Below are 21,852 nucleotides of genomic sequence, written 5' to 3'. Positions count from 1 at the left end.
GTGGCGTGCTGTGCTCAGCGGCGCTGCACCGCACCGACACGCTCGGCGGCTGCGCGCACGGCGGCGTCGCGGGCGGCGCTGGCCTCGTCCTCGGTCAACGTGCGGTCCGCGGCCCGGAACCGCAGCGCCAGCGCCAGCGACTTGCGGCCGTCCCCGATCTGGGGACCGGTGTAGACATCGAAGATCCGGACGTCCTCGAGCAGAGCACCGGCACCGGCGCGGACCGCGTCCACCACACTTTGGGCCGCGATGTCGGCGTCGACGATCAGCGCGATGTCCTGGAACACCGCCGGGAACGGCGACACCCCGGGCGCGGGAAGCCGTTCGGTGATGGGCACGGCATCAAGATCGATCTCGACAGCGCAGGACCCCTTGGGCAAGCCGGATCGCTCCACGACCGCGGGGTGCAGCTGCCCGGCGTGCCCGACCACGACGTCACCGATCAAGACCTCGGCGCACCGCCCCGGGTGCCACGGAAGATGCTGGGCGGCCCGCAGCGTGAACTCCACGCCGGCGGCCCGGCCGATGACGCGGACAGCCTCGAAGGTGTCCGCGGCCTCGACCGGCCGTCCGGGGCCCCACGGCCCCGCCGGCTCCCGCAGACCCGCCAGCACGGCTGCGACGTGCTGGGGTTGGCGGGGCAGCGACGTGTCCAGCGCCGCGATCTCCTCGTCGGTGGGTCGCCGGTCGTTCGGGATGCGCTGGACCGAGGTGGTCTCGGCGGTGGGCTCGACCACCTGGGCGATCGCGAACAGGGCGACGTCGACGGCGCCGCGGGCGACGTTGCGGGTCAATGCTTCGAGCAATCCGGGTAAGAGCGTGGTGGCCAACGCAGGCCTGTCGGACTCCAGCGGGTTGAGCACCTCGGTGGTGTTCCGGCGTGGATCACCGGCGTCGAGGCCCCATTGGTCGAAGATCCCCGCAGGGAGGAACGGGGTGGGCAGGATCTCGACGAAACCGCTGAGCGCCAATGCCTTTCCGATCGCACGCCGACGCCGCTGACCGGGTGTCAGACCGCGGCCGGCCGGCGCGGCGGGCAGCACCGAAGGGATCACGTCGAGCCCTTCGAGGCGCATCACCTCTTCGACCAGGTCGGCGGGCTGCCGCAGGTCGGGCCGCCAGCTCGGCGGGGTCGCGGTGAGTGTGCCGCCGTCCACGACGACCGAGGCGCCGATCTGGGTCAGCCTGGTGCGGGCAGCGCCGTCGGGATACCGCACTCCGGCGGTCCGGTCCGGCAGATCGACCGGCATGCTCACCGCCGGATGCGCCCAGTCCTGGCGAGGCGGATCGCCGCGCCAGTCGGTCAGCGCGGGTTCCACTGTGCCATTGGCGATATCGGCCAACAGCGCCGCGCACCGGTCGAGTGCGGCCACCGATATTGCCGGATCCACCGTGCGCTCATAACGCCGGCCGGCCTCACTGTGCAGATGCAGCCGCCGCTGTGTACGCGACACCGCGGCGGGGTCCCAGACCGCCGCCTCCAACAGGACGTCGGTGGTGCTGTCCCGGACCTCGGTGGTCCCGGCACCCATCACACCGCCGATCGCAGCGGTCGCGACGTCGTCGACGATGAGCACGTCGACCGAATCGAGCGTGCGCTCGACGTCGTCGAGTGTGACGACCGTCTCGCCGGGTTCGGCGAATCGGACCCGGAAGCCGCCGGTGATCAGGCTGCTGTCGTGGGCGTGCATCGGGTGTCCCAGCTCGAGCATCACGTAGTTGGTGACATCGACGGCCGGTGAGATCGCGCGGATGCCGCTGAGCAACAGACGCCGCTGAATCCACCACGGTGACCGGGCTTTCGGATCGATACCGGAGACCGGCCGCAATCCGAAGCGCTGGACACCGGTGCCGGGATCGATCGTCACCGGCAGCGCCTCGCGCTCAGCGGGCAGCGGCGTGACATCGGCGGGGTCGGCGAAGTCCAGGTCGTAGGCGTTGGCGATCTCGCGCGCCATCCCCCGCACCGACAGGCAGTAACCGCGGTCCGGTGTGATCGCGAGGTGGAACACCACGTCATCGAGTCCGAGAATTCCGGCCGCGGGCGTACCCGGCTCGGCCGTCCCCGGTGGCAATACCAGGATGCCGGAATGGTCGGTGCCGAGGTTGAGCTCCGAGGCCGAGCAGATCATCCCGTCCGATGTGCGGCCGTAGGTCTTCCGGGTGGCGATGGTGAAGTCGCCGGGAAGCACGGTCCCCGGAAGCGCGACTGCCACCAGATCACCGACCGCGAAATTCGTCGCGCCGCAGACGATGTCGCGTAGCTCGGGCTCCCCGACGTCGACCTTCACAGCCCGGATCGGCTTCTTGAAATCGGTGAGTTCCTCGATCTCGGCGACTCGTCCGATCGTCAACGGGCCGGTTACCGGACCGACCGGGATGATCTCCTCGACCTCGTGGCCGATACGGATGAAGGTCTGCTCCAACTCCTCGGCGGACACATCCCAGCCTGGTGCGCCGGCCCGGACGACATCGCGGAGCCAGCTGTACGGAAGTCGCATCAGGCGCCCACCCCGAACGGCAGCGAGAAACGCACATCGCCCTCGACCATGTCGCGCATGTCGGGGATTCCGTTGCGGAACTGCAGTGTGCGCTCCAGACCCATGCCGAAAGCGAAGCCCGAGTAGACCTCAGGGTCGATTCCGCAGGCGCGCAACACGTTCGGGTTGACGATGCCGCAGCCGCCCCACTCGACCCACCCCGGTCCGCCCTTCTTGTTCGGGAACCAGATGTCGACTTCGGCCGACGGTTCGGTGAACGGGAAGAAGTGCGGCCGGAACCGGGTCCGCCCCTGCGGGCCGAACTGTGCGCGCGCGAATGCGTCCAGGGTGCCGCGCAGGTTGGCCATCGTCAGCCCCTTGTCCACTGCGAGGCCTTCTACCTGGTGGAACACCGGCGTATGGGTGGCGTCGAGTTCGTCGGTACGGAAGGTGCGCCCGATGGAGATGATGTACACCGGCAGTTCACGTTCCAGCAGCGCACGGATCTGCACCGGCGAGGTATGGGTGCGCAGCACCTGCCGGGAGCCTTCCGGGGCGACGTGGAAGGTGTCCTGCTCGCTGCGCGCCGGGTGGTCCGGGGGGAAGTTGAGCGCGTCGAAGTTGAACTGCTCGGTCTCGACCTCAGGTCCTTCGGCGAGCTCCCACCCCATCGCCACGAACGTGTCGGCGACGTTCTCGGCGAGGATCGTGATCGGGTGACGGGCGCCGACCGGCTGGCGGGTCGAGGGCAGAGTGACGTCGATGCGCTCGGCGACCAGGACCTCGGCATCACGCTCGGCCCGCAGCGCGGCCAGGCGGTCCTCGTAGCTGCGCTGGGCCTCGCCGCGGGCGACGTTGACGCGCTTGCCGGCATCGGCGCGCTCGGTTTTGGGCAGTACTCCCAGCGCTTGGCGCGCCAGCGCTATCGGGGACCGGTCGCCGAGGTGTTCGGTCTTGACCTTCGCGAGCTCGTCCAGCGTCGCGGCCTGGTCGAAGGCATGCCGGGCCGCGCCGACCGCCCGGGTCAGCGCTTCCTCTGAAAGATCCACTGGCTGCTCAGCCACCCGGCGATCATAGGCGATACGCGCCGAGGCACTTTCGTCGGCGCGTGGCGGGTGGCGGCGATACCGGCGTGCGCTGCCGATCGGCGGACCTCACCCCGCGCCGGGTAGCGGTCCCCGGCCCGAGGGTGTCGTCGCCGTCGCAGCGGCTTCTTTCGCCGCGAGGTCCGAGCGGGATCCTGGTGTGTCCGGGGCGGGGGTGCGGGGGTGGATTCCGGCCATCGGCCGTGCAATTCCTGCCACCGGAATTATCTGCCTGACCTGCTGGTTTAAGCCGTCAGATCGGAAAGATCGAACACCACCAATCACCACCACCGAGTCGAAACCGCGCGACACGCTCCACGGCTGCGACCCCGACACAGGGAAGAGCACACCATGAAAAACCTCACCATTGCCGCCACCACCGCCATCGCCGCCGGCCTGTCGGCCGCAGTAGTCGGCCTGGCTGCCCCCGCCGCGGCGGCACCCACCGCCGGCAACGCCGATGCCACCATCGCCCAGCTGGAGGCCCAGGGCCACCGGGTCGTGGTCAACCGCCTCTCGGGTGCCCCGCTGTCGGAGGCCTCGGTGGTCGGCGTCCACAAGGGCGGCGACATCCGCTCCACGGTCCGCGACAACCGCTACGACCGCCGCATCTACCAGAACAGCAAAACCGGCGCCAGCGTCTACTACGTCGACGTCAAATAACACCCGGCACCGAGATGCCAAACACGCCGAACCCGCCGAGATTGCCCTCAGGGCGGTGAATCCAAGCCGAGATTCACCGCCCGCAAGGCAATCTCGGCCACACTTTGTCGGCCCCCGTCGCCGCGCCCTTGGCCCCGGGATGGGTCAGTCCGCGGTGCCGGCTTCGTCGTCGTGGTCATCCGGTCCCGGCTTTCGTGTCCGGAGTCGATACATGACGAAGTCGTTGGGCACCCCGTCTTGCTTGGGGGCGAATACCTGCCGGCGCAGTCTCTTCGCCGTCACGCCCAGTGTCGGCAGTTCGTCGTCCGGGATGCGCTGCAGGGTGGCCTCGGAGACGACGAGTTCGCCGCGCGTCGCCCGTTCCATCACCCGCGCGGCGAGGTTGACGTCGATTCCGAGCCAGTCCGAACCGATCCGCTGCGGTCGGCCGGTGTGGATGCCGACCCGCATGCGGGGCGTATACCCTTCCACGTCAAGAGCTTTGACGGCGTCGCGCGCCTGGACTGCGGCACGGACCGCGGTGGCCGGGTCGGTGAAGACCGCCATCAGCCCGTCGCCCATGCGTTTGACGATGTGCCCGCCGGCCTCGAGCAGAGGCGGTTCGACGACCTGGGAAACACGCCGCAGCAGGCGCAGGGTGGCTTCGTCACCGGCGCGCAGCGACCACGCGGAGAAGCCCACCAGATCGGTGAACACCAGTGTCACTTCGGCATTGGCGGGCCGACCGGATACACGTTCGGTCAGCGCCTGCCAGACCTGTAGCGCGCCCAGGCTGACCTCACGCGTCACCGCGTTGCGTTCGAGGAGCCGGTCGGCGGCGCGGGCGGCCGCTTGGGGTCCGCCTACCCCGCTGACCGACAGCGGGTCGCCGAAGTCAGGATCTCCTGGGAGGGCGCGGCGCGTCCGGCGTAGGAAGGCGATGACCGCGTCGTGGTGGTTGACTTCCCTCAGCCAGCCCAGCGGCCCTGTCGACCGGTGGCCTGCTGGGTCACCGGGTGGGTCATCGTCCACGGCGCAAGCCTAATCGAGCTCACGCGCGCGGATAAACAAGCAGGTCTCGGCGGTGTTTTCGGTCGGTTGAGGGTGCGTAACATCGTGACAGACCGACTGCCCATCCATAGACAACGCGCGTTGTCAGCACCTATCGTGGACAAGGTGCGATCAACGGCGATGGCAGGTTCTTCTCCCGGTTCGGCTTCGACGGGTCCCGCTTCGGCGCCGTCGGCCGATCCGCTCGGCCCCGACTCACTGACCTGGAAGTACTTCGGCGACGTCCGGACCGGCATGCTCGGAGTCTGGATCGGCGCGATCCAGAACATGTACCCGCAGCTCGGCGCCGGCGTCGAGGACCACTCGATTCTGTTGCGCGAGCCGCTGCAGCGGGTGGCACGCTCGGTGTACCCGATCATGGGTGTCGTCTACGACGGCGATCGCGCCGCGCAGACCGGCGCGCAGATCCGCGGTTTTCACAACACGATCAAGGGTGTCGACGCTGAAGGACGGCGCTATCACGCGCTCAACCCCGAGACGTTCTACTGGGCACACGCCACGTTCTTCATGCTGATCATCAAGACTGCCGAATACTTCTGCGGTGGCTTGACCGAAGCCGAGAAGAAGCAGTTGTTCGACGAGCATGTTCAGTGGTACCGGATGTACGGGATGAGCATGCAGCCGGTTCCGCCGTCCTGGGAGGCGTTCTGCGAGTACTGGGACCGCAAGTGTCAGGAGGAGCTCGAGGTCAACCAGGCGACGCTGGACATCTTCTCGATCCGCATACCCAAACCGTGGTTCGTGATGATGCCCACCGCACTGTGGGACCAGATGTTCAAGCCGATGGTCGGTGCGCAGCGTTGGATCGCGGCAGGAGTTTTCGACCCGGTCGTGCGAGAACGGGCGGGTATGCGATGGACGCCGGGCGACGAGATCGTGCTGAGGCTGTTCGGCAAAGTGGTCGAAATTGCGTTCCTGGCCGTCCCTGACGAGGTCCGTCTCCATCCGCGGGCAGTGGCGGCGTACCGCCGCGCCGCGGGCAAGGTGGCCGCGGATGCCCCGCTGGTGGAGGCCCCTGCCTTCGTGGCGCCCCCACCTGACCGCCGCCACCTGCCCATGCACTATCGACCGCCCCACAGGTCATTGCTCGACCGGGTCGGGTCCCTGGTGCACACCACGTTCTCACTGGCAGGAGTTCGCCGACCGGCTGCCGGACGCGGGTCCGGTAAGGCAGCCTGAACACATGCTCGAATGGTCTGAAGTCGACCTTGCAGTGCGCGATGCCGTGCGCGAGTTCGTCGACAAAGAGATCCGCCCGCATCTCGATGCGCTGGAAAGCGGCGAGATGGAGCCCTATCCCATCATCCGCAAGCTCTTCACCACCTTCGGCATCGCCGAGATGGCCCGCGAGTCGCTCAACAAGCGGCTGACCCGACTGCGTGCCGGCACCGATGCCGGGCACTCCTCAGGCGGCGGGATGTTCGGCGGCTCCCCCGGTATGGGGTTCGTGGTGATCAGCGAGCTGTGCCGGGTGTCGATGGGTGTGGTCACCGGCATGGGTGTCAGCCTCGGGCTGACGGTGCCCACGATCATGGGTCGGGGCACGCTTGCCCAGCAGGAACGCTGGCTGCCCGATCTGGTCACCTACGACAAGGTGGGCGCCTGGGCCATCACCGAGCCCGATTCGGGTTCAGATGCCTTCGGCGGCATGAAATCCTACGTCGTACGTGACGGTGACGACTACATCCTCAACGGCCAGAAAACGTTCATCACCAACGGTCCGGACGCCGATGTGGTGGTCGTTTACGCCAAGCTCAGTGATTCCGCTCCGAATCCGCGCGACCGCAAGGTCCTGACGTTCGTGCTGGACCGCGGCATGGACGGGTTCGTCCAGTCCAAGCCCTTCCGCAAGATGGGAATCCACTCGTCGCGCACCGGAGAGTTGTTCTTCCACGATGTCCGACTGGGCCGGGACCGACTGCTCGGCGAAACCGAAGACAACGCCGCGGGTGACGGTCGCGACAGTGCCCGCTCCAACTTCTCCGCCGAACGTATCGGCGTGGCCGCGATGGCGCTCGGGGTGATCGAGGAGTGCCTGCGCTTATGCGTCGACTATGCGAGATCCCGCACGCTGTGGGGAGCGGAGATCGGTCGGTTCCAGTTGATCCAGCTGAAACTGGCGACCATGGAAGTTGCGCGAATGAATGTGCGCAACATGCTGTTTCGCGTGATCGAAGCCGCCCAGACCGGAACCGAGATCTCGTTGGCGGAGGCGTCGGCGATCAAATGGTACTGCTCGCAGGCGGCCACCGATGTGGCGATGGAGGCGGTGCAGGTTTTCGGCGGTAACGGGTATATGACCGAGTACCGGGTGGAACAGCTTGCCCGCGACGCCAAGTCGTTGATGATCTACGCCGGAAGCAACGAGGTGCAGATCACGCACGTGGCAAGAGGTCTGCTCAACGGTTAGAGCGGGTACGGGCGCGAGATGGCGGCCAGGGTCGTGCGGGTGCGAAATTCACGACCGTGTGCGCAATCTCGTGGGCACGCCCCTGCCGGGTCTCCGGCGAGCGCCAAGCGGATGTCGGGAATCAGCGGGCGCGGCGGTGGGCCGCGGCGCTCTGGTACAGACAGATCGCAGCGGCCGACGCGACGTTGAGACTCTCGGCGCCGCCGGCCATCGGGATCTCGACACCCGCCGTCGCGAGATCGACCACGTCCGCGGGTAGTCCGTGGGCTTCGGGCCCGAACAGCCAGGCGGTCGGACCGGACAGATCGACGTCGTCGAGGCTGACCGATCCGCCGAGTGCAGTCGCAAGCACCTGCAGGCCCGCGTCTTTGAGCTGGGTGACCAAACCTGTGGTGTCCTGATCGCTGATCACCGGGACCGAGAAGATGCTCCCCGCCGACGCCCGCAGACACTTCCCGTTGTACGGGTCGACGCTGTCCCCGGCGAGCACCACCGCATCGGCGCCCATCGCATCGGCGACGCGGATCAGGGTGCCGGCATTCCCGGGCTCGGAGATCCCCACCGGCACCGCCAGCAGGGTCGGCCCACCGGCGAGCACGTCCGCGAGGTGGGCTTCGGGTATCGAGCACACGGCGACCAGACCGACCGGAGTCACGGTGTCGGACAAGACTTTCGCGGCTTTGTCGGTGACCAGTTGCACCGGGGCCGCAGCCAGCAGCGCACCGAACTTCTCTGCCGCGGTCTCGGTGGCGAAGACTTCGCAGACAAGTCCGCGCCGCAACGCTGCCTCGACGAGGTTGGGACCCTCGGCGAGGAAACGTGCGGCGCGGCGACGCCCGGTGTGGCGGTGCAGTTTGACCGCTGCCGCCACCCGGGCAGAACGCTCGGTGAGCGTCAGGCAGCCTCGCCCGACGGAGCGTTGACATCCTCCGGCAGCGCAGCCTTGGCAACCTCGACCAACGCGGCGAAGGCGGCCGGGTCGCTGACCGCGATCTCGGCCAGGTTCTTGCGGTCGACCTCGACGCCGGCGGCCTTGAGGCCCTGGATCAGGCGGTTGTAGGTGATGTCATTGGCGCGGGCGGCGGCGTTGATCCGCGAGATCCACAACTTGCGGAACTCACCCTTGCGGGCGCGCCGGTCACGGTAGGCGTAGGTCAGCGAATGCAGCTGCTGTTCTTTGGCCTTGCGGTACAGGCGGGACCGCTGGCCGCGGTAGCCCTTGGAGGCCTTCAGTACTGTGCGCCGCTTCTTCTGCGCATTGAGAGCGCGCTTCACGCGTGCCATGGGGTTTTCCTATCTCGATCGGGTCAGGTTCAAGCGGCGGCCGAGCCGCCAGAGGTGGTCAGCGGCCGAGCCGCCAGAGGTGGTCAGCGGCCGAGCCGCCAGAGGTGGTCAGCGGCCGAGCCGCCAGAGGTGGTCAGCGGCCGAGCCGGCTCAGCCGTTGAGCAGCTTCTTGATGCGCTTGACGTCGCTGGCGGCCACCACGGTGCGGCCGTCGAGGCGCCGGGTGCGCTTGGACGGCTTGTGCTCGAGCAGGTGCCTGCGGTTGGCCTTCTGACGCACGATCTTGCCGGTGCCGGTGCTACGGAACCGCTTCGAAGCGCCGCTGTGGGTCTTCGACTTGGGCATGTTTCCTCAGTTCTGTGGTGTGTCGGTGGGTGCTCCGGCGGCCTTCGCGTCAGCGCGCTGCGCTGCCGGAGCGTCTGCATCGTGCGCCGCCTTGGCGCGAGTCTTCGCGCCGCGGTGCGGTGCCAGCACCATCGTCATATTGCGTCCGTCCTGCTTCGCGGACGTCTCGATGAAGCCGTAATCGGCGACATCGGCGCCCAGGCGTTGCAGGAGCCGGAAACCCAGTTCGGGCCGCGACTGCTCGCGTCCGCGGAACATGATCGTCACCTTGACCTTCGACCCCGCCTCGAGGAAGCGGATGACGTGACCCTTCTTGGTCTCGTAATCGTGGGGGTCGATCTTGGGACGCAGCTTCTGTTCCTTGACGACGGTCTGCTGCTGGTTTTTGCGAGACTCGCGTGCCTTCTGGGCCGTCTCGTACTTGAACTTGCCGTAGTCCATGATCTTGCACACCGGCGGCTTGGCGTCCGGGGCAACTTCGACAAGGTCGAGATCGGCGTCCGCGGCGACGCGGAGTGCATCTTCGATGCGCACGATGCCTACCTGCTCACCGCCCGGTCCGATAAGGCGGACTTCAGGTACGCGAATGCGCTCGTTGACGCGGGTCTCAGTGCTGATGGGGCCTCCCTGGATAGTTCCTACTGTGCTCCAGGAGTCCCCCACGCCGTCGGCCCACTGTCCGTATAGAACAGATAAGCCCTGCTCAGAGCAGGGCCCAATGCCGACCAGGACAGACATCTACGATGCCTGTGACCGGACCGCAGAGCCTTCGAACAACGTCGGCCCGCGGTGGGAGTGGGACTCCACTTTGCTGTCCCTGGCGTCAGCCGGGACGGTCGCGCATGCCAGTCTAGCAGGCATGACCGATAGATCTGACATCCCTGCCTCGGACGACGAGATCGACGGCTCCGCCGTGCGTGAACTCGCCACCATACCCGCGGTCGAGGTCATCACCCGGTCAGCCGTGATGTTGATGAGCGCCGCCGCCGAGAAACTCGGACTGTCCGACGCCGACCCCGAGTCGAGCCCACACCTCGACCTGGACGAGGCCCGCCGCCTGATCACCGCACTGGCCGGGCTCGTCACCGCCTCCGCCGAGTACCTGGGGCCGCACGCGGGACCGGTCCGCGACGGCCTCAAGACTCTGCAGTTGGCGTTCCGTGAGGCCAGCGCGGCTCCCGACGAGCCGGGACAGGGCCCGGGAGAGAAATACACCGGCCCGGTCTGGTAGCGCCATAATCCCGGGTTGAGCGAATATCCTCGCGGCCTATGACCCCAACGAGTCTCGTCCGGGCGCACCCCACGTCCCGCTACCGGTGGGTGCCCGCGACCGCCGGCTGGATCGTGGGCGTCATCGCGACGCTGTCGCTGCTGGCCAGCGTCTCGCCGCTGATCCGGTCACTCATCCGGGTGCCGCGCGAGTGGGTCGACGACTATATCTTCAACTTCCCCGACACCAGCTTCGCGTGGGCTTTCGTGCTGGCCCTGCTGGCCGCCGCGCTCGCCGCACGCAAACGCATCGCGTGGTGGATCCTCGTCGGCTACATGATCGCGGCCGCCGGATGGAACATCGCCGACCTGGCCGAGGGTGGGGAACGCTGGTTCCAGGAGATGGGCGAGCTCATCGGGTTGGTCTTTCATCTCGCCGCGATCGCGTTCCTGTTGCTGGCCCGCAAGGAGTTCTGGGCGCGGGTCCGGCGTGGCGCACTGTTCAAGGCCGCCGCCACTCTCGTCACCAGCATGGCGGTCGGCACCCTCGTCGGCTGGGGACTGCTCGAGCTGTTCCCCGGGTCTCTGGCCCGGCCGGACCGGTTCTGGTACGCGCTCAACCGGGTCAGCGCGTTCGCCGGCGTGGGCGCCGAATCGTTCAGCGGACACCCCCATGTTTTCGTCAACGCGATGCTCGGACTCTTCGGCGCGGTGGCGCTGATGGTCACGGCTGTCGTGCTGTTCCAGTCCCAACGTGCGGACAATGCGCTCACCGGCGAGGACGAATCGGCGATCCGCGGCCTGCTCGAGCTCTACGGCAAGAACGACTCACTGGGCTACTTCGCCACCCGGCGCGACAAAGCCGTCGTGTTCGCCGCCAGCGGCCGCGCCGCGATCACCTACCGCGTCGAGGTCGGGGTATGCCTGGCCAGCGGTGACCCCCTGGGTGATCCGAAAGCCTGGCCGCACGCCATCGAGGCCTGGCTGGGGCTGTGCCAGACCTACGGCTGGGCTCCCGGTGTGATGGGTGCGAGCACCACTGGCGCACAAGCGTTCCGGAATTCCGGGCTCAGCGCGCTGCAACTCGGAGATGAGGCCATCCTGCACCCGGAGGACTTCCGATTGTCCGGGCCCGACATGCGCGCGGTTCGGCAGGCCGTGACCCGCGCCAAACGCGCCGGCACCGCCGTCCGGATCCGTAGGCACCGGGAACTGTCCGCCGAGGACATGGCCGCGGTGATCGAGCGCGCCGACGCCTGGCGCGACACCGACGACGAACGCGGGTTCTCGATGGCCCTGGGTCGGCTCGGTGATCCCGCCGACGGAGACTGCCTGCTCGTCGAAGCGGTCCAGGGTGGGGCCGACGCGGGCGCCTCCGGCGACGACGGTCACGTGGTGGCGATGCTGTCGCTGGTGCCGTGGGGAAGCAACGGGGTGTCGCTGGACCTGATGCGTCGCTCCCCGCAATCACCCAACGGAACCATCGAGTTGATGGTCAGCGAGCTGTGCATGCAGTCCGAGGACATCGGAGTCACCCGAATCTCGTTGAACTTCGCCATGTTCCGTTCGGCGTTCGAGCAGGGTGCACAACTGGGTGCCGGGCCGGTGGCACGGCTGTGGCGGTGGCTGCTGGTGTTCTTCTCGCGCTGGTGGCAGCTGGAAACGCTGTACCGGTCCAACATGAAGTACCAGCCGCAGTGGGTTCCCCGGTACGCGTGTTACGAAGACGCCCGCTTGGTGCCCCGGGTCGGCGTGGCCTCCGTGATCGCCGAGGGTTTTCTCGTTCTGCCCTTCTCACGCCGGCACGAACAACCGCACACCGGACACCACATCGCCGCACCCGATCCCCTGGTCGCCACGGGCTTGTTGCACAGCGACGGCAGCGCGCCCGACGGGATGGGGCTCCCTGCTGACCCCACCGAGGAGGATCAGCCCCGGCTGCCCGAACAGGTTCGGGTCCGGATGGCCAAGCTCAAGTCGCTTCAGGAGAACGGCGTCGACGCCTATCCCGTGGGCAACCCGCCCAGCCATACGGTCGCCCAGGCCCTGAACTGCGACGAGGGCACCGACGTCACGGTCGCGGGGCGGGTACTCAGGGTGCGGGACCACGGCGGTGTGTTGTTCGTCCAGCTGCGCGACTGGTCCGGGGAGACCCAACTGGTACTCGACGATGCACTGCTCAGCGACGGCGGCACCGCCGACTTCACCCGGACCATCGATCTGGGAGACCTGATCGAGGTGTCCGGAGCGATGGGCCACAGCCGCTCCGGGAAGTGGTCGCTGCTGGTCACCGGTTGGCGTGTGATCGGCAAATGCCTTCGGCCGCTACCGGACAAGTGGAAGGGTCTGACCGATCAGGAGGCCCGGGTACGAACCCGCTACGTCGACCTCGCGGTCAACACCGACGCTCGCGAATTGATCCGGGCGCGCAGCGGGGTGCTGCGGGCCATCCGGGAAACTCTGGTGGCCAAGGACTTCCTTGAGGTCGAGACGCCGATTCTGCAGCAGATTCACGGCGGTGCGAACGCCCGCCCGTTCCTGACCCACATCAACGCCTACGATCTCGACCTCTACCTGCGGATCGCACCCGAGCTGTACCTGAAACGGTTGTGCGTCGGCGGTGTCGAGCGAGTCTTCGAGCTCGGACGGGCATTTCGCAACGAGGGTGTCGACTTCAGTCACAATCCCGAGTTCACGCTGCTGGAGGCTTATCAGGCGCATGCCGACTACAACGTCTGGATCGACGGCTGCCGGGAACTGATCCAGAATGCTGCGCAGGCCGCCAACGGCACGCAGGTGTTCATGCGTCCCCGCGCGGACGGCACGCTGGAACCGGTCGACATCTCCGGACAGTGGACGGTCAAAACCGTGCACGGGGCCGTCTCGGAAGCCCTCGGTGAGGAGATCGGCCCCGACACCGACCTGGCCGTGCTGCGGCGGCTGTGCGAGGGTGCGGGCATCCCCTACCTGACCCATTGGGACGCCGGCGCGGTCGTTCTGGAACTGTACGAGCATCTCGTCGAGGACCAGACCCGGGAACCGACGTTCTACAAGGATTTCCCGACGTCGGTTTCGCCGCTGACACGCCCCCATCGCAGCATCCCGGGGGTCGCCGAGCGCTGGGATCTGGTGGCATGGGGCGTCGAGCTCGGGACCGCCTACAGCGAACTCACCGATCCGGTCGAACAACGCCGTCGTCTGCAGGCGCAGTCGCTGCTGGCTTCGGGCGGGGATCCCGAGGCGATGGAGCTTGACGAGGACTTCCTGCAGGCGATGGAGTACGCGATGCCGCCGACCGGCGGTCTCGGAATGGGAGTGGACCGCGTCGTCATGCTCATCACCGGGCGCAGTATCCGCGAGACCCTGCCCTTCCCGCTGGCAAAACCCCGATAGATCCGGCTGTCGGACCTCACCGCGTTGACAGCGGGAGCACAGCGGGCTTCAAGCTTCGACGATCACTCTGGGCACCGTGAAGCTGATGCACGGGTGGTTGCCCGTCGCCGTTCAGATACTGTCCGTCGCCGCGTTGATCACCGCGGTCGGCTGGCGGACCCGGCGGTGGCGGCTGATCTGGGTGCCCTGGTCGGCACTGATCGGTGTGGCGCTTTCGGCGTGCGCCTATTTCGCCATCCGGTCGGCCGGTGTCGCCGACGACACCAACCCGGCACCGCCCACGTTCTGGGTGTGGATCGCGTTGTCGGGGCTGGCTTTCGGGGTGCTGGTGGCGGGCTGGCGCGGGGCGCGGTGGTGGCGTCGCGGCGTCGCGGTGCTCGCGGTCCCGCTGTGCGTGCTCTCAACGGCGTTGGTGCTCAACCTGTGGGTCGGCTACTTCCCCACCGTGCAGACGGCGTGGAACCAGCTCACCGCCGGACCGCTGCCCGATCAGACCGATCAGGTCGCCGTCGCGGCGCTGCAACGGCAGCACCGGATGCCCGCCAAAGGCAGTGTGGTGGCCGTCGACATCCCCGACACCGCGTCGGGGTTCCGGCACCGGCAGGAGTTCGTCTACGTGCCACCGGCCTGGTACGCCAGCGACCCGCCGCCGGCCTTGCCCGCCGTCATGATGATCGGCGGCGAGTTCAACACCCCCGCCGACTGGGTGCGTGCCGGCGGCGCGGTCAAGACCCTCGACGACTTCGCCGCGGCACATTCCGGCTACGCACCGGTCGTCGTGTTCGTCGATCCCGGCGGCACGTTCAACAACGACACCGAATGCGTCAACGGCCCCCGCGGCAACTCCGCCGACCACCTCGTCAAAGACGTGGTGCCCTATCTGAAGGCCAGGTTCGGGGTGAGCTCGGCGGCCGCCGACTGGGGAGTGGTGGGCTGGTCCATGGGCGGAACCTGCGCGGTGGATCTGACCGTCATGCACCCGGAGGTCTTCACCGCGTTCGTCGACATCGCCGGTGACGCCGCACCCAACTCGGGAAATCAATCCGAGACGGTGCAGCGACTCTTCGGCGGTGACAACGACGCCTATGCCTCCTTCGACCCGGTCAGTGTGATGAACCGGCACGGTCCCTACCGGGGTGTGACGGGCTGGTTCGACGTGAACGGACCGGTGACCGCAACCGCGCAGGCGAAACCCAACGATCAGGCGGTCGCGGCCGGTGCCTTGTGCACCGCGGGCGACAGGGTCGGTATCGCCTGCGCGGTGCTGGGTCAACCGGGCAACCACGACTGGCCCTTCGCGTCGACCGCGTTCACCATGGCGCTGCCGTGGTTGGCCGGCAAGATCGGCACCCCGGCAGTGCCGGTCACGGACCTGCCGGGGACGGACCTGCCCGCAGCGGCCCCCGGGTAGCCTGGGGCCATGCCGGACGTGCCCAGCCCCGAACCTGACCCCGGTGACGCCCCCGACGGCAGTTACTCGGGTGACGGCGCGTACTCCAGCGGTGGTGTGCCGACCTTCGACGCGGTGCGCGAGAAGATCGAGACCCGCTACGCCACCTCGCTCGGTTCGGCCGAACTGGCCTCGGAGACGCCGCAGGGGCGCGCCGTCGAAGAGCAGTACGACGCTCGCCAACGGGCAGCGGCCGAGCGGCTCGCACAGATCCGTGAGGCGATGACAGCGGACCGACCCGACGATCAGTAATCCGATTCGGCGGCGAGGATCTCGGCCAGGAAGGTATCGGGTCCCCGCAGTTCCAGACGCCTGCGCGCGTAGCTGCGCACCCGCTCCCGAAGCTGGGCCGGCTCGGCGACCTCGACGCCGACGGTAACCGCTGTCTGGCCCCAATCGCGGCCCCAGGCAACAGATTCGGTCAGCGGCGCGCGTTCGGCATCCACCAGTGGCACCGATGCCGTTCCCGAACCGTCCAGCGTTCCCGCTCCACCGACCCCGCCTGAGCTCACCGACACCGGGATGCCGGCGGCCGACCCACCACCGGACAGCTCGACCTGCACCACCGCTTCGACCACAGAGCCCGTCGATTCGATGCGCCACGCGATGGTGTTGTCGGCGGCGTCGAAGATGCCGGCCGGAACGGCAGCCCAGCGCACCGACGACACGCCGGTCGCGATGGCTGCGGCGCCGATGGTTCCCGCACCGGCGATCAGGGCGTACTCGTCCTGGCGGGCGCCTCGGGCGTCGATGGTCCCGACAGCGATCGGTGGCATCCCGAGGTCGGAGATCAGCTCGGCGCAGGCGTGCGCCAGATCCCGGAGCCGCTGGTCTGGGTGCCGGGTCAGACCGTCAAGCGCCGCGATGTGCGGGCCGAGCAACTCTTCGACGTCAGAGTCGAAGGTGTCGTCGGTGAAGTAGTCCGGCGCGGCTGCCGTCAGCAGTGCCAGTTCGCCGTCGAGGACCGCAGCGTCGAGCGCCGCGATCCCGTCCCGCCGACTTGCCGGCCACCACCGTCGCATCCAGTGTCCGAGCGCGAGGCGGCGCAGCGGCTGTAGGGGGCCGGGCTGCGCGTCGGCCCCGTCGACGTCGCGCTCCCCCAGGGCAGGGGCCGACCCGAGCGCGGAAGTCACCGCGCTGTGTGCCCCTTCGCCGATGATGCGCCACAGCCAGTCTGCCCGGCCGGGATCGGTGAACGTGAGGTGGACATCGTCGGGCGGTCCGTCGACCGTCCAGGACAGCACCGCACCGGAGACCTCCAGCACCGCGGTCACCGGTGGCGCATCCGGCGCCGAACCGGCGGTCCACAGACCCGCCTCCGCGACGAACCTCATCGTCGCTCTCCCGCGGCGAGCATCGACTTGATCCGCTGACGGTGGTCCAGACTGACCGACCGTGCGACCCCCGCGAGGAGCTCGCGGACCTCGTCGACGTCCGAACACGGTTCCTGCCATACGTCGCGACCGTGCAACCGGGCCCACAGCCGGCTCAGATACGGTCGGCGGAACGCCGCGAGTTCGTCGATGACCCCCTGCTGGCGCGGATGCACCGGGCCCCCTTCGACGAGATAGCGCCGCGCGTGCAGCACGTAGGCCTCCTTGCGCAGGCGGGCCTGGATATGCCGAGACAGGTCATGGCGGGCCTGCGCGGCCTCGTCAAGGGGCGCAAGGTCGACCCCGACCTCGATTCCGGCGACCACCGTCGCCTGCTTGTCCTCACCCAGCAGACCCCATGGCGCACAGGCCCGGTCGACCTCTTCGGCGCATAACAGCGGGACGTCGGGGAGCTCGTCACGGGCCGGCGTGCGGCGCAGCGTTGCCCGTACCCGGTCGGCGATACTGCGGTCCAGCGGCCGTTCGCCACTGCCGCCGTCGATCGCCGGCGGTCGTTGCGGCAGTTCTGAACTCAGCCCGAGGTCCACGATCGACCACGGCAACACCGCACCTGCCCGGTGCACGGCAGCACCCAGGTTGTATGGGGTGACATCGGCGATCAGCGCCGACCAGACCCGCTGACGCGCCATCACCGCCGTGTGACCATCGGCGCGGCCGAGCACCGTCGACAGTCCGGCCAGGAACGGTCCGGTGATCTCGTCCCCGGCGCGCACATCGCGCCAGCTACCCACCAGCTGCGCTGAGAGCGCCGCGACGGCGTCGTCGTCTCCGAGATACCTGTCGAGTACCTCGGTCGCCGTCCGGTCTCGTTCGGAATGAAGCTCACGAAGCAGCGATTCCGCTGCACCACAGTCGTTCTCGTCGGGCTCTCCGCGGGTGACGGCGAGTTCGAAGCAGAACGGAAAGTACAGTTCCTGGGCGTTTCCGGTGGTGATCCGCAGGCGGCGCCGCTCCCGCTTGAGTCGGTCGAACCATGATGCGGCGGCACGCAGCGTGTCCGCTTGTCCGAGAATCAGCGCATGCATCTCGGCACCGACGTCGGGTGTCACGAAGGGCGCGGAGTACTTGGTGTTGACGCGTAGCCGCAGCACCAGCGGGTCGATGATCCTCTTCACCGTCCGACTCAGTGGCCCCCCGTCGACGGTGCTGAGCACCTCGACGCCCGGCCCGATCGCGCGCCAGCCGCGATCGATGACCGCGCGGCGGGGCTGCCGCACGGTCGCCGGGGTTTCGGAGGCGGCGCGCATCGGATCAGGATAGAAGTTGAGTCCGGTAGCCGACCGGGTGCTCCAGCCTGGCCGCATGCCCAGCTTGCTGACCCTGGCGTTCTTCGCGTTCCTGTTCGCCGGCTCCGCGGTGGTGCTGCTCGCCCCGACGGGTGCGATGGTCCGGGCCCGCGGAGTCGTGGTCGCGCTGCGCCCCGTCGGCGATTTCGATGCCGAGTGCCCCGAGGTCGAGATCGATGTGATGGTCCGCCGCCCGGATGGCGGGCAGTTCGCAACCCGCCATACCGTTCGGGTTCCCGGTTCGTCATTGGATCGTTTCGTTCCCGGCAGCGTGGTCGACATCTTCTACCACCCCGGTGACGACGCGTCGGCCGCGGTGTGGGTGCCGACGGCCCGGTGACCGCCGCTCATCGCGCCCCGTCCACCGCGAAAGTGACAAGCGCCGCCCAGTACACCGGGCTGGCCGCGACGTCCCCGGTGTGCCACCGGTGCAGTTGGCTGCGTTGCCACGCGTTGACGGCATGCCCGGCGTCCTCGGCCTCGTGGGCGATGTCGACGGCGATCACCACCTCAGACATCGGGTCGTGGGACGCGTCGGCTGCGGTGGCGAACCGGCGGTAGCCCGCGGCGGTCGGCAGCGACCACAGCGTGGCGGTCACCACCACGGCGCCGCCGAGAATGAGGGCGGCCACCAGTCCGGTCGCCTCGTCGAAGCGATAATCGCCGCCGGACGAACACGCCAGCAGCGCGGCCCGGGGCGGGATCTCCAGCTTCGCGGTCATCAGATCGGCTGCGGTCAAGGGCTGCTCGTCGGCCAGGTGCAGCGAGGCGCGCGCGGCGTGGCCGAGGTCCCCGTCGGCGGCCGTGGCGTGACCGACGAACAGCAGTCGGCTGGGTGCGCGGATGAGCTGAGTGGCCAACCAGTTGCGATCAGCGTGTGGGTTGCGGAACAACTCGACGGTGGCGGCCACCTCGGGTAGCACTCGGCGCCGTGCCCGCAGATCGTCGAAGTGCCGCGTCAGAGCGCTGCCGGGATCCGGACGCCCCAGCACCGAGCCGAGCGCTGAGTCGGGACGCTGGCCAGGCACTCGGGGGTCGAGGACGAGCAACCGCGGTCCGTGGTCGCGGCGCTGTTCCCATCGCGCAGGTGTGCGAACGGCGTTGGCGATGTTCGGTGGTGCTGCCATCAGGATGTCGGCGAGGTCGAGAAGCCGTCGGTTGCCGTCGCCCGGATCCGCCAACAGCGCCCACGGAACCTGCGCGAGTCTTCCGGTCGGCCCGACGAACAGAGTGCAGTGTCGCGCCGCGGACTGCCCGACGATCAGTTCCCAGGCCTCGGCCGGGATCAGCTGCGCCCCGAGGGCTTCGGCGAGATGTTGCTCGGCCGCCGGGGACGCGAAAGCCCCTGAGGTGAAGGCACGTTCGAGGGCCTCCTGGATGCTCTCGGAGGCTCTGGGGTCAGGCAACGCAGCGCTGAGCAAGCTGTCCACGACGCCGAGCGCGGACTCCTCGATCACCCAGGTGACGGCGCTTTCCGGCCGTCCGACGACCCGCAGTGCGGCGTAGGTCGCGACGCCGACATCGGCGTAGCGCAGCACCAGGGTCTCGGACGTATCGCTCACGGCCACGTGCACCATTCGGTCTCGGCGGCGGTGATCTGCCGACCGTAGCGCTGATCAGCCAGTTCGCGGTATCGCGCGAGCACCGGACCGGCCCGCGGATCCATCCGTAGCGGCGGCAGCGGTCCGAGCCGGGTGAGCGCTGCCCCGCCGGTGACCGCGTCGCCGGACGCGACGAGCGCATAGTCGTCCCCGGGCTCGACCGGTGCCGCGGCGGTGGCGGTATCCGCCCAGTCAGCGCCGTGTGGAGTTGCCGGAACGCTGAACGACCCTCTGGCGCAGTGATATTCGATGAGCTCGCTGACCAGGGCGGTGTTTCCCCACTCCCAGGCCACCGCGAAAGCGCCGGCAAGCAGCCGGGCCGACACGTGTACGGCCCAGCGCATCCTGGCATCCGCGTCGCCGATCAGGTAGCGCACCGAGTCGACGGCCAGCGCAGCGGGCACTTTGAGGTCGGCGGCCTGCGCGAATTTATCCGGCGCGGTGTCGGGATCGGCCAGTGCCTGTGCCCGCAGAATGGACCCCTGATGGTCGTCGAGACGGGCGTACTGCAACCAGCTGTGCCTGGGCCAGCTGTCCAGAAGTGCGCGGGCCTGCGCCACCCGGTCGGCGGCCGCGACGAAATCTCCGCGCAGGATGTCGACCCAGCTACGCTGCAGCAGGATCCGGTGGATGTGCAGTGGCTTGCCCAGTTCCCGCCAGTGACGTTCGGCGTGGCCCAGACGCTCGTCAGCGTCGTCGAGCGCTCCGACCGAGATGCTGATCAGGCCGAAATAGAGCCAGCTGCGCGAGACGTCATGCGCACGAGCATGTTCGGCGATGTCCGGGTAGGCCTGGTGAACGAGGTCCTGCGCCTGCGCACGGTCCCCCGCCGCCCACGCCGCGGTGGCACGCTCCAGTTGTGCCCGCGCAGCCGCCAACCGCCACCCGCGGGCGCGGGCGCGGGATTCGGCGCGACGCAGCCAGGGCCCCGCCTCGGTCAGGCGCCCCGTCTCGACGCAGAACCGACCGTAACCGGTGCCGGCGAGCACCCTGAGCACATCGGCAGACTCGTCGGTGTCGTCCTGTCCGTCGAGCGCATCGAACACTGTGCGCCACAGTGGGATGGACTGCACATGGAGGTCGTCGTCGCACAGCGCGACGGCGCACAGGATGTGGGCGTGGATCACCAGGTGGACGTGCTCGTGCGACAGCGCGGAGAAGCCGCCGGGAGCCTCTATGAGGGCGGCCAAACTGGTTGCCGCGGATTCATGTTCACCGTGTGCGGCCGACAGACCGGTCCGCAGGAACAGGGCCCGCCGATGGTATCGGGACGTCATCTGCTCGATCCGGTCAACCGACAGGGACACCTCGGCGGCAGCGTCCGGACGAAGCCCGGCCTGGATCTCCCGGTAGGTCTGCAGACACTCCTCGATGCGCCTCAGACATTCGGCCACCCCGTCGTAAGCGGTTCGGACCAGGTAGATCTCGCCGAGCTGGGCGTAGACCTCCAGCATGAGATCGTCGCGGTCGGCCTGCTCGATCCGAGGCATCAACGACAACAGCAGCTCCTTCGCCGCACCCTCGTCGGCGGCGACGGCCAGGCGCCGCGCCCGGTCGAGTTCCGCCTCGAGGTCGGGATGCCCAGAACTGCTGGTCACCGCGCAATCATAGGAAGCGGCGGGCGCGCGGGCACGCCCGCCGCTTCGGCGCGGCACACGGATCAGCTGCAGGACACCGTCACCGTGAACGATTTGGTGATCATGCCCGCCATCGGATTGCTCATGTCGGCGCCGACGGCTTCACCGGTGATGGTGTAGCTGTCTCCGTCGACCGTGACCTCCGCGGAGCCGGACTGTGCACCCATCGCATTGGCGACGGCGAGCGCATTGCCGTCGACGACCATGCCCAGTGACTCCACCACCGGCGTCGGTTCGTCGGTCATGACGATGCCCAGACCCTGTTGACCGCCGATCGCGCCGCTGGCGACGTTGATCTTTCCGCCCTGTTTGACGCAGGTGACCGAGTCGAGATCGAGTCCGGCCAGATCGGCGCCGTCGACTTTGACCTCGGTCTTGCCACCCGTGCTTGCCTGGGGTTGGGCCGGAGCCTCGGTGCGCTGCGCCGGCGAGGGCGCGGGGTCGCTCTTGTCATCGGAGCAGCCCACCAGCAGAGCGGTACCCACGGTCACCCCGATTACGGCCGCAACCACCCGATTGACAGCGGTCTTCCCGTCCACGTGTTTTCCCTTCGTTCGTGCTTCGC

20 protein-coding genes are annotated in these 21,852 nt (G+C 68.4%); 8 read left to right on the top strand and 12 right to left on the bottom strand.

The genetic code is table 11. The features are described from left to right. Nucleotides 1–14 precede the first annotated feature (14 nt). On the bottom strand, nt 15–2,501 hold the full coding sequence (pheT, locus tag ACNUDN_RS13760) for a phenylalanine--tRNA ligase subunit beta (RefSeq protein WP_419122456.1): 2,487 nt from the start codon (nt 2,499–2,501) through the stop codon (nt 15–17). Continuing rightward, a complete protein-coding gene (gene pheS / locus ACNUDN_RS13755) occupies nt 2,501–3,544 on the bottom strand; it encodes a phenylalanine--tRNA ligase subunit alpha (protein WP_419122455.1) in 1,044 nt (347 codons plus the stop codon). The genes pheT and pheS overlap by 1 nt, the downstream gene beginning before the upstream one ends. A 372-nt stretch (nt 3,545–3,916) precedes the next feature. Between pheS and ACNUDN_RS13750 the strand changes: the two genes are divergently transcribed. Then, entirely contained in the window at nt 3,917–4,228 is a 312-nt protein-coding gene (locus ACNUDN_RS13750; RefSeq protein WP_419121673.1) for a hypothetical protein, read from the top strand. Between the two features lie 144 nt (nt 4,229–4,372). Here ACNUDN_RS13750 and ACNUDN_RS13745 read toward each other — a convergent pair whose 3' ends face one another. Continuing rightward, nucleotides 4,373–5,239, bottom strand: coding sequence for an adenylate/guanylate cyclase domain-containing protein (locus tag ACNUDN_RS13745; protein ID WP_419122454.1), 867 nt, complete (start codon nt 5,237–5,239; stop codon nt 4,373–4,375). A gap of 159 nt (nt 5,240–5,398) precedes the next feature. Between ACNUDN_RS13745 and ACNUDN_RS13740 the strand changes: the two genes are divergently transcribed. Together ACNUDN_RS13740 and ACNUDN_RS13735 are read left to right on the top strand one after the other, a co-directional pair. Continuing rightward, entirely contained in the window at nt 5,399–6,457 is a 1,059-nt protein-coding gene (locus ACNUDN_RS13740) for an oxygenase MpaB family protein (protein ID WP_419122453.1), read from the top strand. Between the two features lie 4 nt (nt 6,458–6,461). After that, on the top strand, nt 6,462–7,688 hold the full coding sequence (locus ACNUDN_RS13735; RefSeq protein ID WP_419122452.1) for an acyl-CoA dehydrogenase family protein: 1,227 nt from the start codon (nt 6,462–6,464) through the stop codon (nt 7,686–7,688). A gap of 121 nt (nt 7,689–7,809) precedes the next feature. Here ACNUDN_RS13735 and ACNUDN_RS13730 read toward each other — a convergent pair whose 3' ends face one another. From ACNUDN_RS13730 to infC, 4 genes are all read right to left on the bottom strand, one after another. Beyond that, nucleotides 7,810–8,559 (bottom strand): TrmH family RNA methyltransferase, encoded by a 750-nt coding sequence (locus tag ACNUDN_RS13730; RefSeq protein WP_419122451.1) that lies wholly within the window; start codon nt 8,557–8,559, stop codon nt 7,810–7,812. A 23-nt stretch (nt 8,560–8,582) separates the two neighbouring features. Continuing rightward, complete coding sequence (gene rplT / locus ACNUDN_RS13725) at nt 8,583–8,972, bottom strand: 50S ribosomal protein L20 (RefSeq protein ID WP_064947216.1); 390 nt, start codon at nt 8,970–8,972, stop codon at nt 8,583–8,585. A 150-nt stretch (nt 8,973–9,122) separates the two neighbouring features. Further along, nucleotides 9,123–9,317, bottom strand: coding sequence for a 50S ribosomal protein L35 (gene rpmI / locus ACNUDN_RS13720; RefSeq protein WP_419122450.1), 195 nt, complete (start codon nt 9,315–9,317; stop codon nt 9,123–9,125). 6 nt (nt 9,318–9,323) lie between these two features. Further along, nucleotides 9,324–9,935, bottom strand: coding sequence for a translation initiation factor IF-3 (infC, locus tag ACNUDN_RS13715; protein WP_419125161.1), 612 nt, complete (start codon nt 9,933–9,935; stop codon nt 9,324–9,326). Between the two features lie 241 nt (nt 9,936–10,176). On the opposite strand from infC, the gene ACNUDN_RS13710 reads away from it, so the two are divergent. The 4 genes from ACNUDN_RS13710 (at nt 10,177) to ACNUDN_RS13695 (ending at nt 15,621) form a co-directional block, all read left to right on the top strand. Beyond that, nucleotides 10,177–10,548: a DUF1844 domain-containing protein gene (locus tag ACNUDN_RS13710; protein ID WP_419122449.1), complete on the top strand. Its 372-nt coding sequence runs from the start codon at nt 10,177–10,179 to the stop codon at nt 10,546–10,548. Nucleotides 10,549–10,586: 38 nt separating this feature from the next. Beyond that, nucleotides 10,587–13,919, top strand: coding sequence for a bifunctional lysylphosphatidylglycerol synthetase/lysine--tRNA ligase LysX (gene lysX, locus ACNUDN_RS13705; RefSeq protein WP_419122448.1), 3,333 nt, complete (start codon nt 10,587–10,589; stop codon nt 13,917–13,919). Between the two features lie 85 nt (nt 13,920–14,004). After that, nucleotides 14,005–15,330, top strand: coding sequence for an alpha/beta hydrolase-fold protein (locus ACNUDN_RS13700; protein ID WP_419125160.1), 1,326 nt, complete (start codon nt 14,005–14,007; stop codon nt 15,328–15,330). A 9-nt stretch (nt 15,331–15,339) separates the two neighbouring features. Continuing rightward, nucleotides 15,340–15,621 (top strand): PspA/IM30 family protein, encoded by a 282-nt coding sequence (locus ACNUDN_RS13695; RefSeq protein WP_419122447.1) that lies wholly within the window; start codon nt 15,340–15,342, stop codon nt 15,619–15,621. On the opposite strand, the gene ACNUDN_RS13690 is transcribed toward ACNUDN_RS13695, so the two are convergent. Continuing rightward, entirely contained in the window at nt 15,615–16,703 is a 1,089-nt protein-coding gene (locus ACNUDN_RS13690) for a hypothetical protein (RefSeq protein WP_419122446.1), read from the bottom strand. The genes ACNUDN_RS13695 and ACNUDN_RS13690 overlap by 7 nt on opposite strands. Beyond that, nucleotides 16,700–18,010, bottom strand: a complete 1,311-nt coding sequence (locus ACNUDN_RS13685) for a hypothetical protein (RefSeq protein WP_419122445.1) — start codon at nt 18,008–18,010, stop codon at nt 16,700–16,702. The genes ACNUDN_RS13690 and ACNUDN_RS13685 overlap by 4 nt, the downstream gene beginning before the upstream one ends. A 55-nt stretch (nt 18,011–18,065) precedes the next feature. On the opposite strand from ACNUDN_RS13685, the gene ACNUDN_RS13680 reads away from it, so the two are divergent. Next, nucleotides 18,066–18,389, top strand: a complete 324-nt coding sequence (locus ACNUDN_RS13680) for a hypothetical protein (RefSeq protein WP_419122444.1) — start codon at nt 18,066–18,068, stop codon at nt 18,387–18,389. Between the two features lie 7 nt (nt 18,390–18,396). On the opposite strand, the gene ACNUDN_RS13675 is transcribed toward ACNUDN_RS13680, so the two are convergent. The 3 genes from ACNUDN_RS13675 to ACNUDN_RS13665 form a co-directional block, all read right to left on the bottom strand. Beyond that, entirely contained in the window at nt 18,397–19,626 is a 1,230-nt protein-coding gene (locus ACNUDN_RS13675) for a CHAT domain-containing protein (protein ID WP_419122443.1), read from the bottom strand. Beyond that, complete coding sequence (locus ACNUDN_RS13670; protein ID WP_419122442.1) at nt 19,608–21,248, bottom strand: hypothetical protein; 1,641 nt, start codon at nt 21,246–21,248, stop codon at nt 19,608–19,610. Before ACNUDN_RS13670 ends, ACNUDN_RS13675 begins: the two co-directional genes overlap by 19 nt. A 62-nt stretch (nt 21,249–21,310) precedes the next feature. Beyond that, complete coding sequence (locus ACNUDN_RS13665) at nt 21,311–21,826, bottom strand: lipoprotein LpqH (RefSeq protein WP_419122441.1); 516 nt, start codon at nt 21,824–21,826, stop codon at nt 21,311–21,313. Nucleotides 21,827–21,852 lie beyond the last annotated feature (26 nt).

Source organism: Mycobacterium sp. smrl_JER01 (genome assembly GCF_048513595.2).
Classification (GTDB): domain Bacteria; phylum Actinomycetota; class Actinomycetes; order Mycobacteriales; family Mycobacteriaceae; genus Mycobacterium.
Note: the sequence above shows the minus strand (reverse complement) of the source record. Positions and strands in the feature narration are given on the sequence as shown.

Bases quoted from the DNA above. Each gene is read 5' to 3' on its own strand.
- rplT (WP_064947216.1), bottom strand. From the start codon at position 8,972: ATGGCACGCGTGAAGCGCGCTCTCAATGCGCAGAAGAAGCGGCGCACA.
- ACNUDN_RS13735 (WP_419122452.1), top strand. From the start codon at position 6,462: ATGCTCGAATGGTCTGAAGTCGACCTTGCAGTGCGCGATGCCGTGCGC.
- ACNUDN_RS13695 (WP_419122447.1), top strand. From the start codon at position 15,340: ATGCCGGACGTGCCCAGCCCCGAACCTGACCCCGGTGACGCCCCCGAC.
- rpmI (WP_419122450.1), bottom strand. From the start codon at position 9,317: ATGCCCAAGTCGAAGACCCACAGCGGCGCTTCGAAGCGGTTCCGTAGC.
- ACNUDN_RS13740 (WP_419122453.1), top strand. From the start codon at position 5,399: ATGGCAGGTTCTTCTCCCGGTTCGGCTTCGACGGGTCCCGCTTCGGCG.
- ACNUDN_RS13750 (WP_419121673.1), top strand. From the start codon at position 3,917: ATGAAAAACCTCACCATTGCCGCCACCACCGCCATCGCCGCCGGCCTG.
- ACNUDN_RS13690 (WP_419122446.1), bottom strand. From the start codon at position 16,703: ATGAGGTTCGTCGCGGAGGCGGGTCTGTGGACCGCCGGTTCGGCGCCG.
- ACNUDN_RS13675 (WP_419122443.1), bottom strand. From the start codon at position 19,626: ATGGTGCACGTGGCCGTGAGCGATACGTCCGAGACCCTGGTGCTGCGC.
- lysX (WP_419122448.1), top strand. From the start codon at position 10,587: ATGACCCCAACGAGTCTCGTCCGGGCGCACCCCACGTCCCGCTACCGG.
- ACNUDN_RS13710 (WP_419122449.1), top strand. From the start codon at position 10,177: ATGACCGATAGATCTGACATCCCTGCCTCGGACGACGAGATCGACGGC.
- ACNUDN_RS13680 (WP_419122444.1), top strand. From the start codon at position 18,066: ATGCCCAGCTTGCTGACCCTGGCGTTCTTCGCGTTCCTGTTCGCCGGC.
- ACNUDN_RS13685 (WP_419122445.1), bottom strand. From the start codon at position 18,010: ATGCGCGCCGCCTCCGAAACCCCGGCGACCGTGCGGCAGCCCCGCCGC.
- ACNUDN_RS13700 (WP_419125160.1), top strand. From the start codon at position 14,005: ATGCACGGGTGGTTGCCCGTCGCCGTTCAGATACTGTCCGTCGCCGCG.
- pheT (WP_419122456.1), bottom strand. From the start codon at position 2,501: ATGCGACTTCCGTACAGCTGGCTCCGCGATGTCGTCCGGGCCGGCGCA.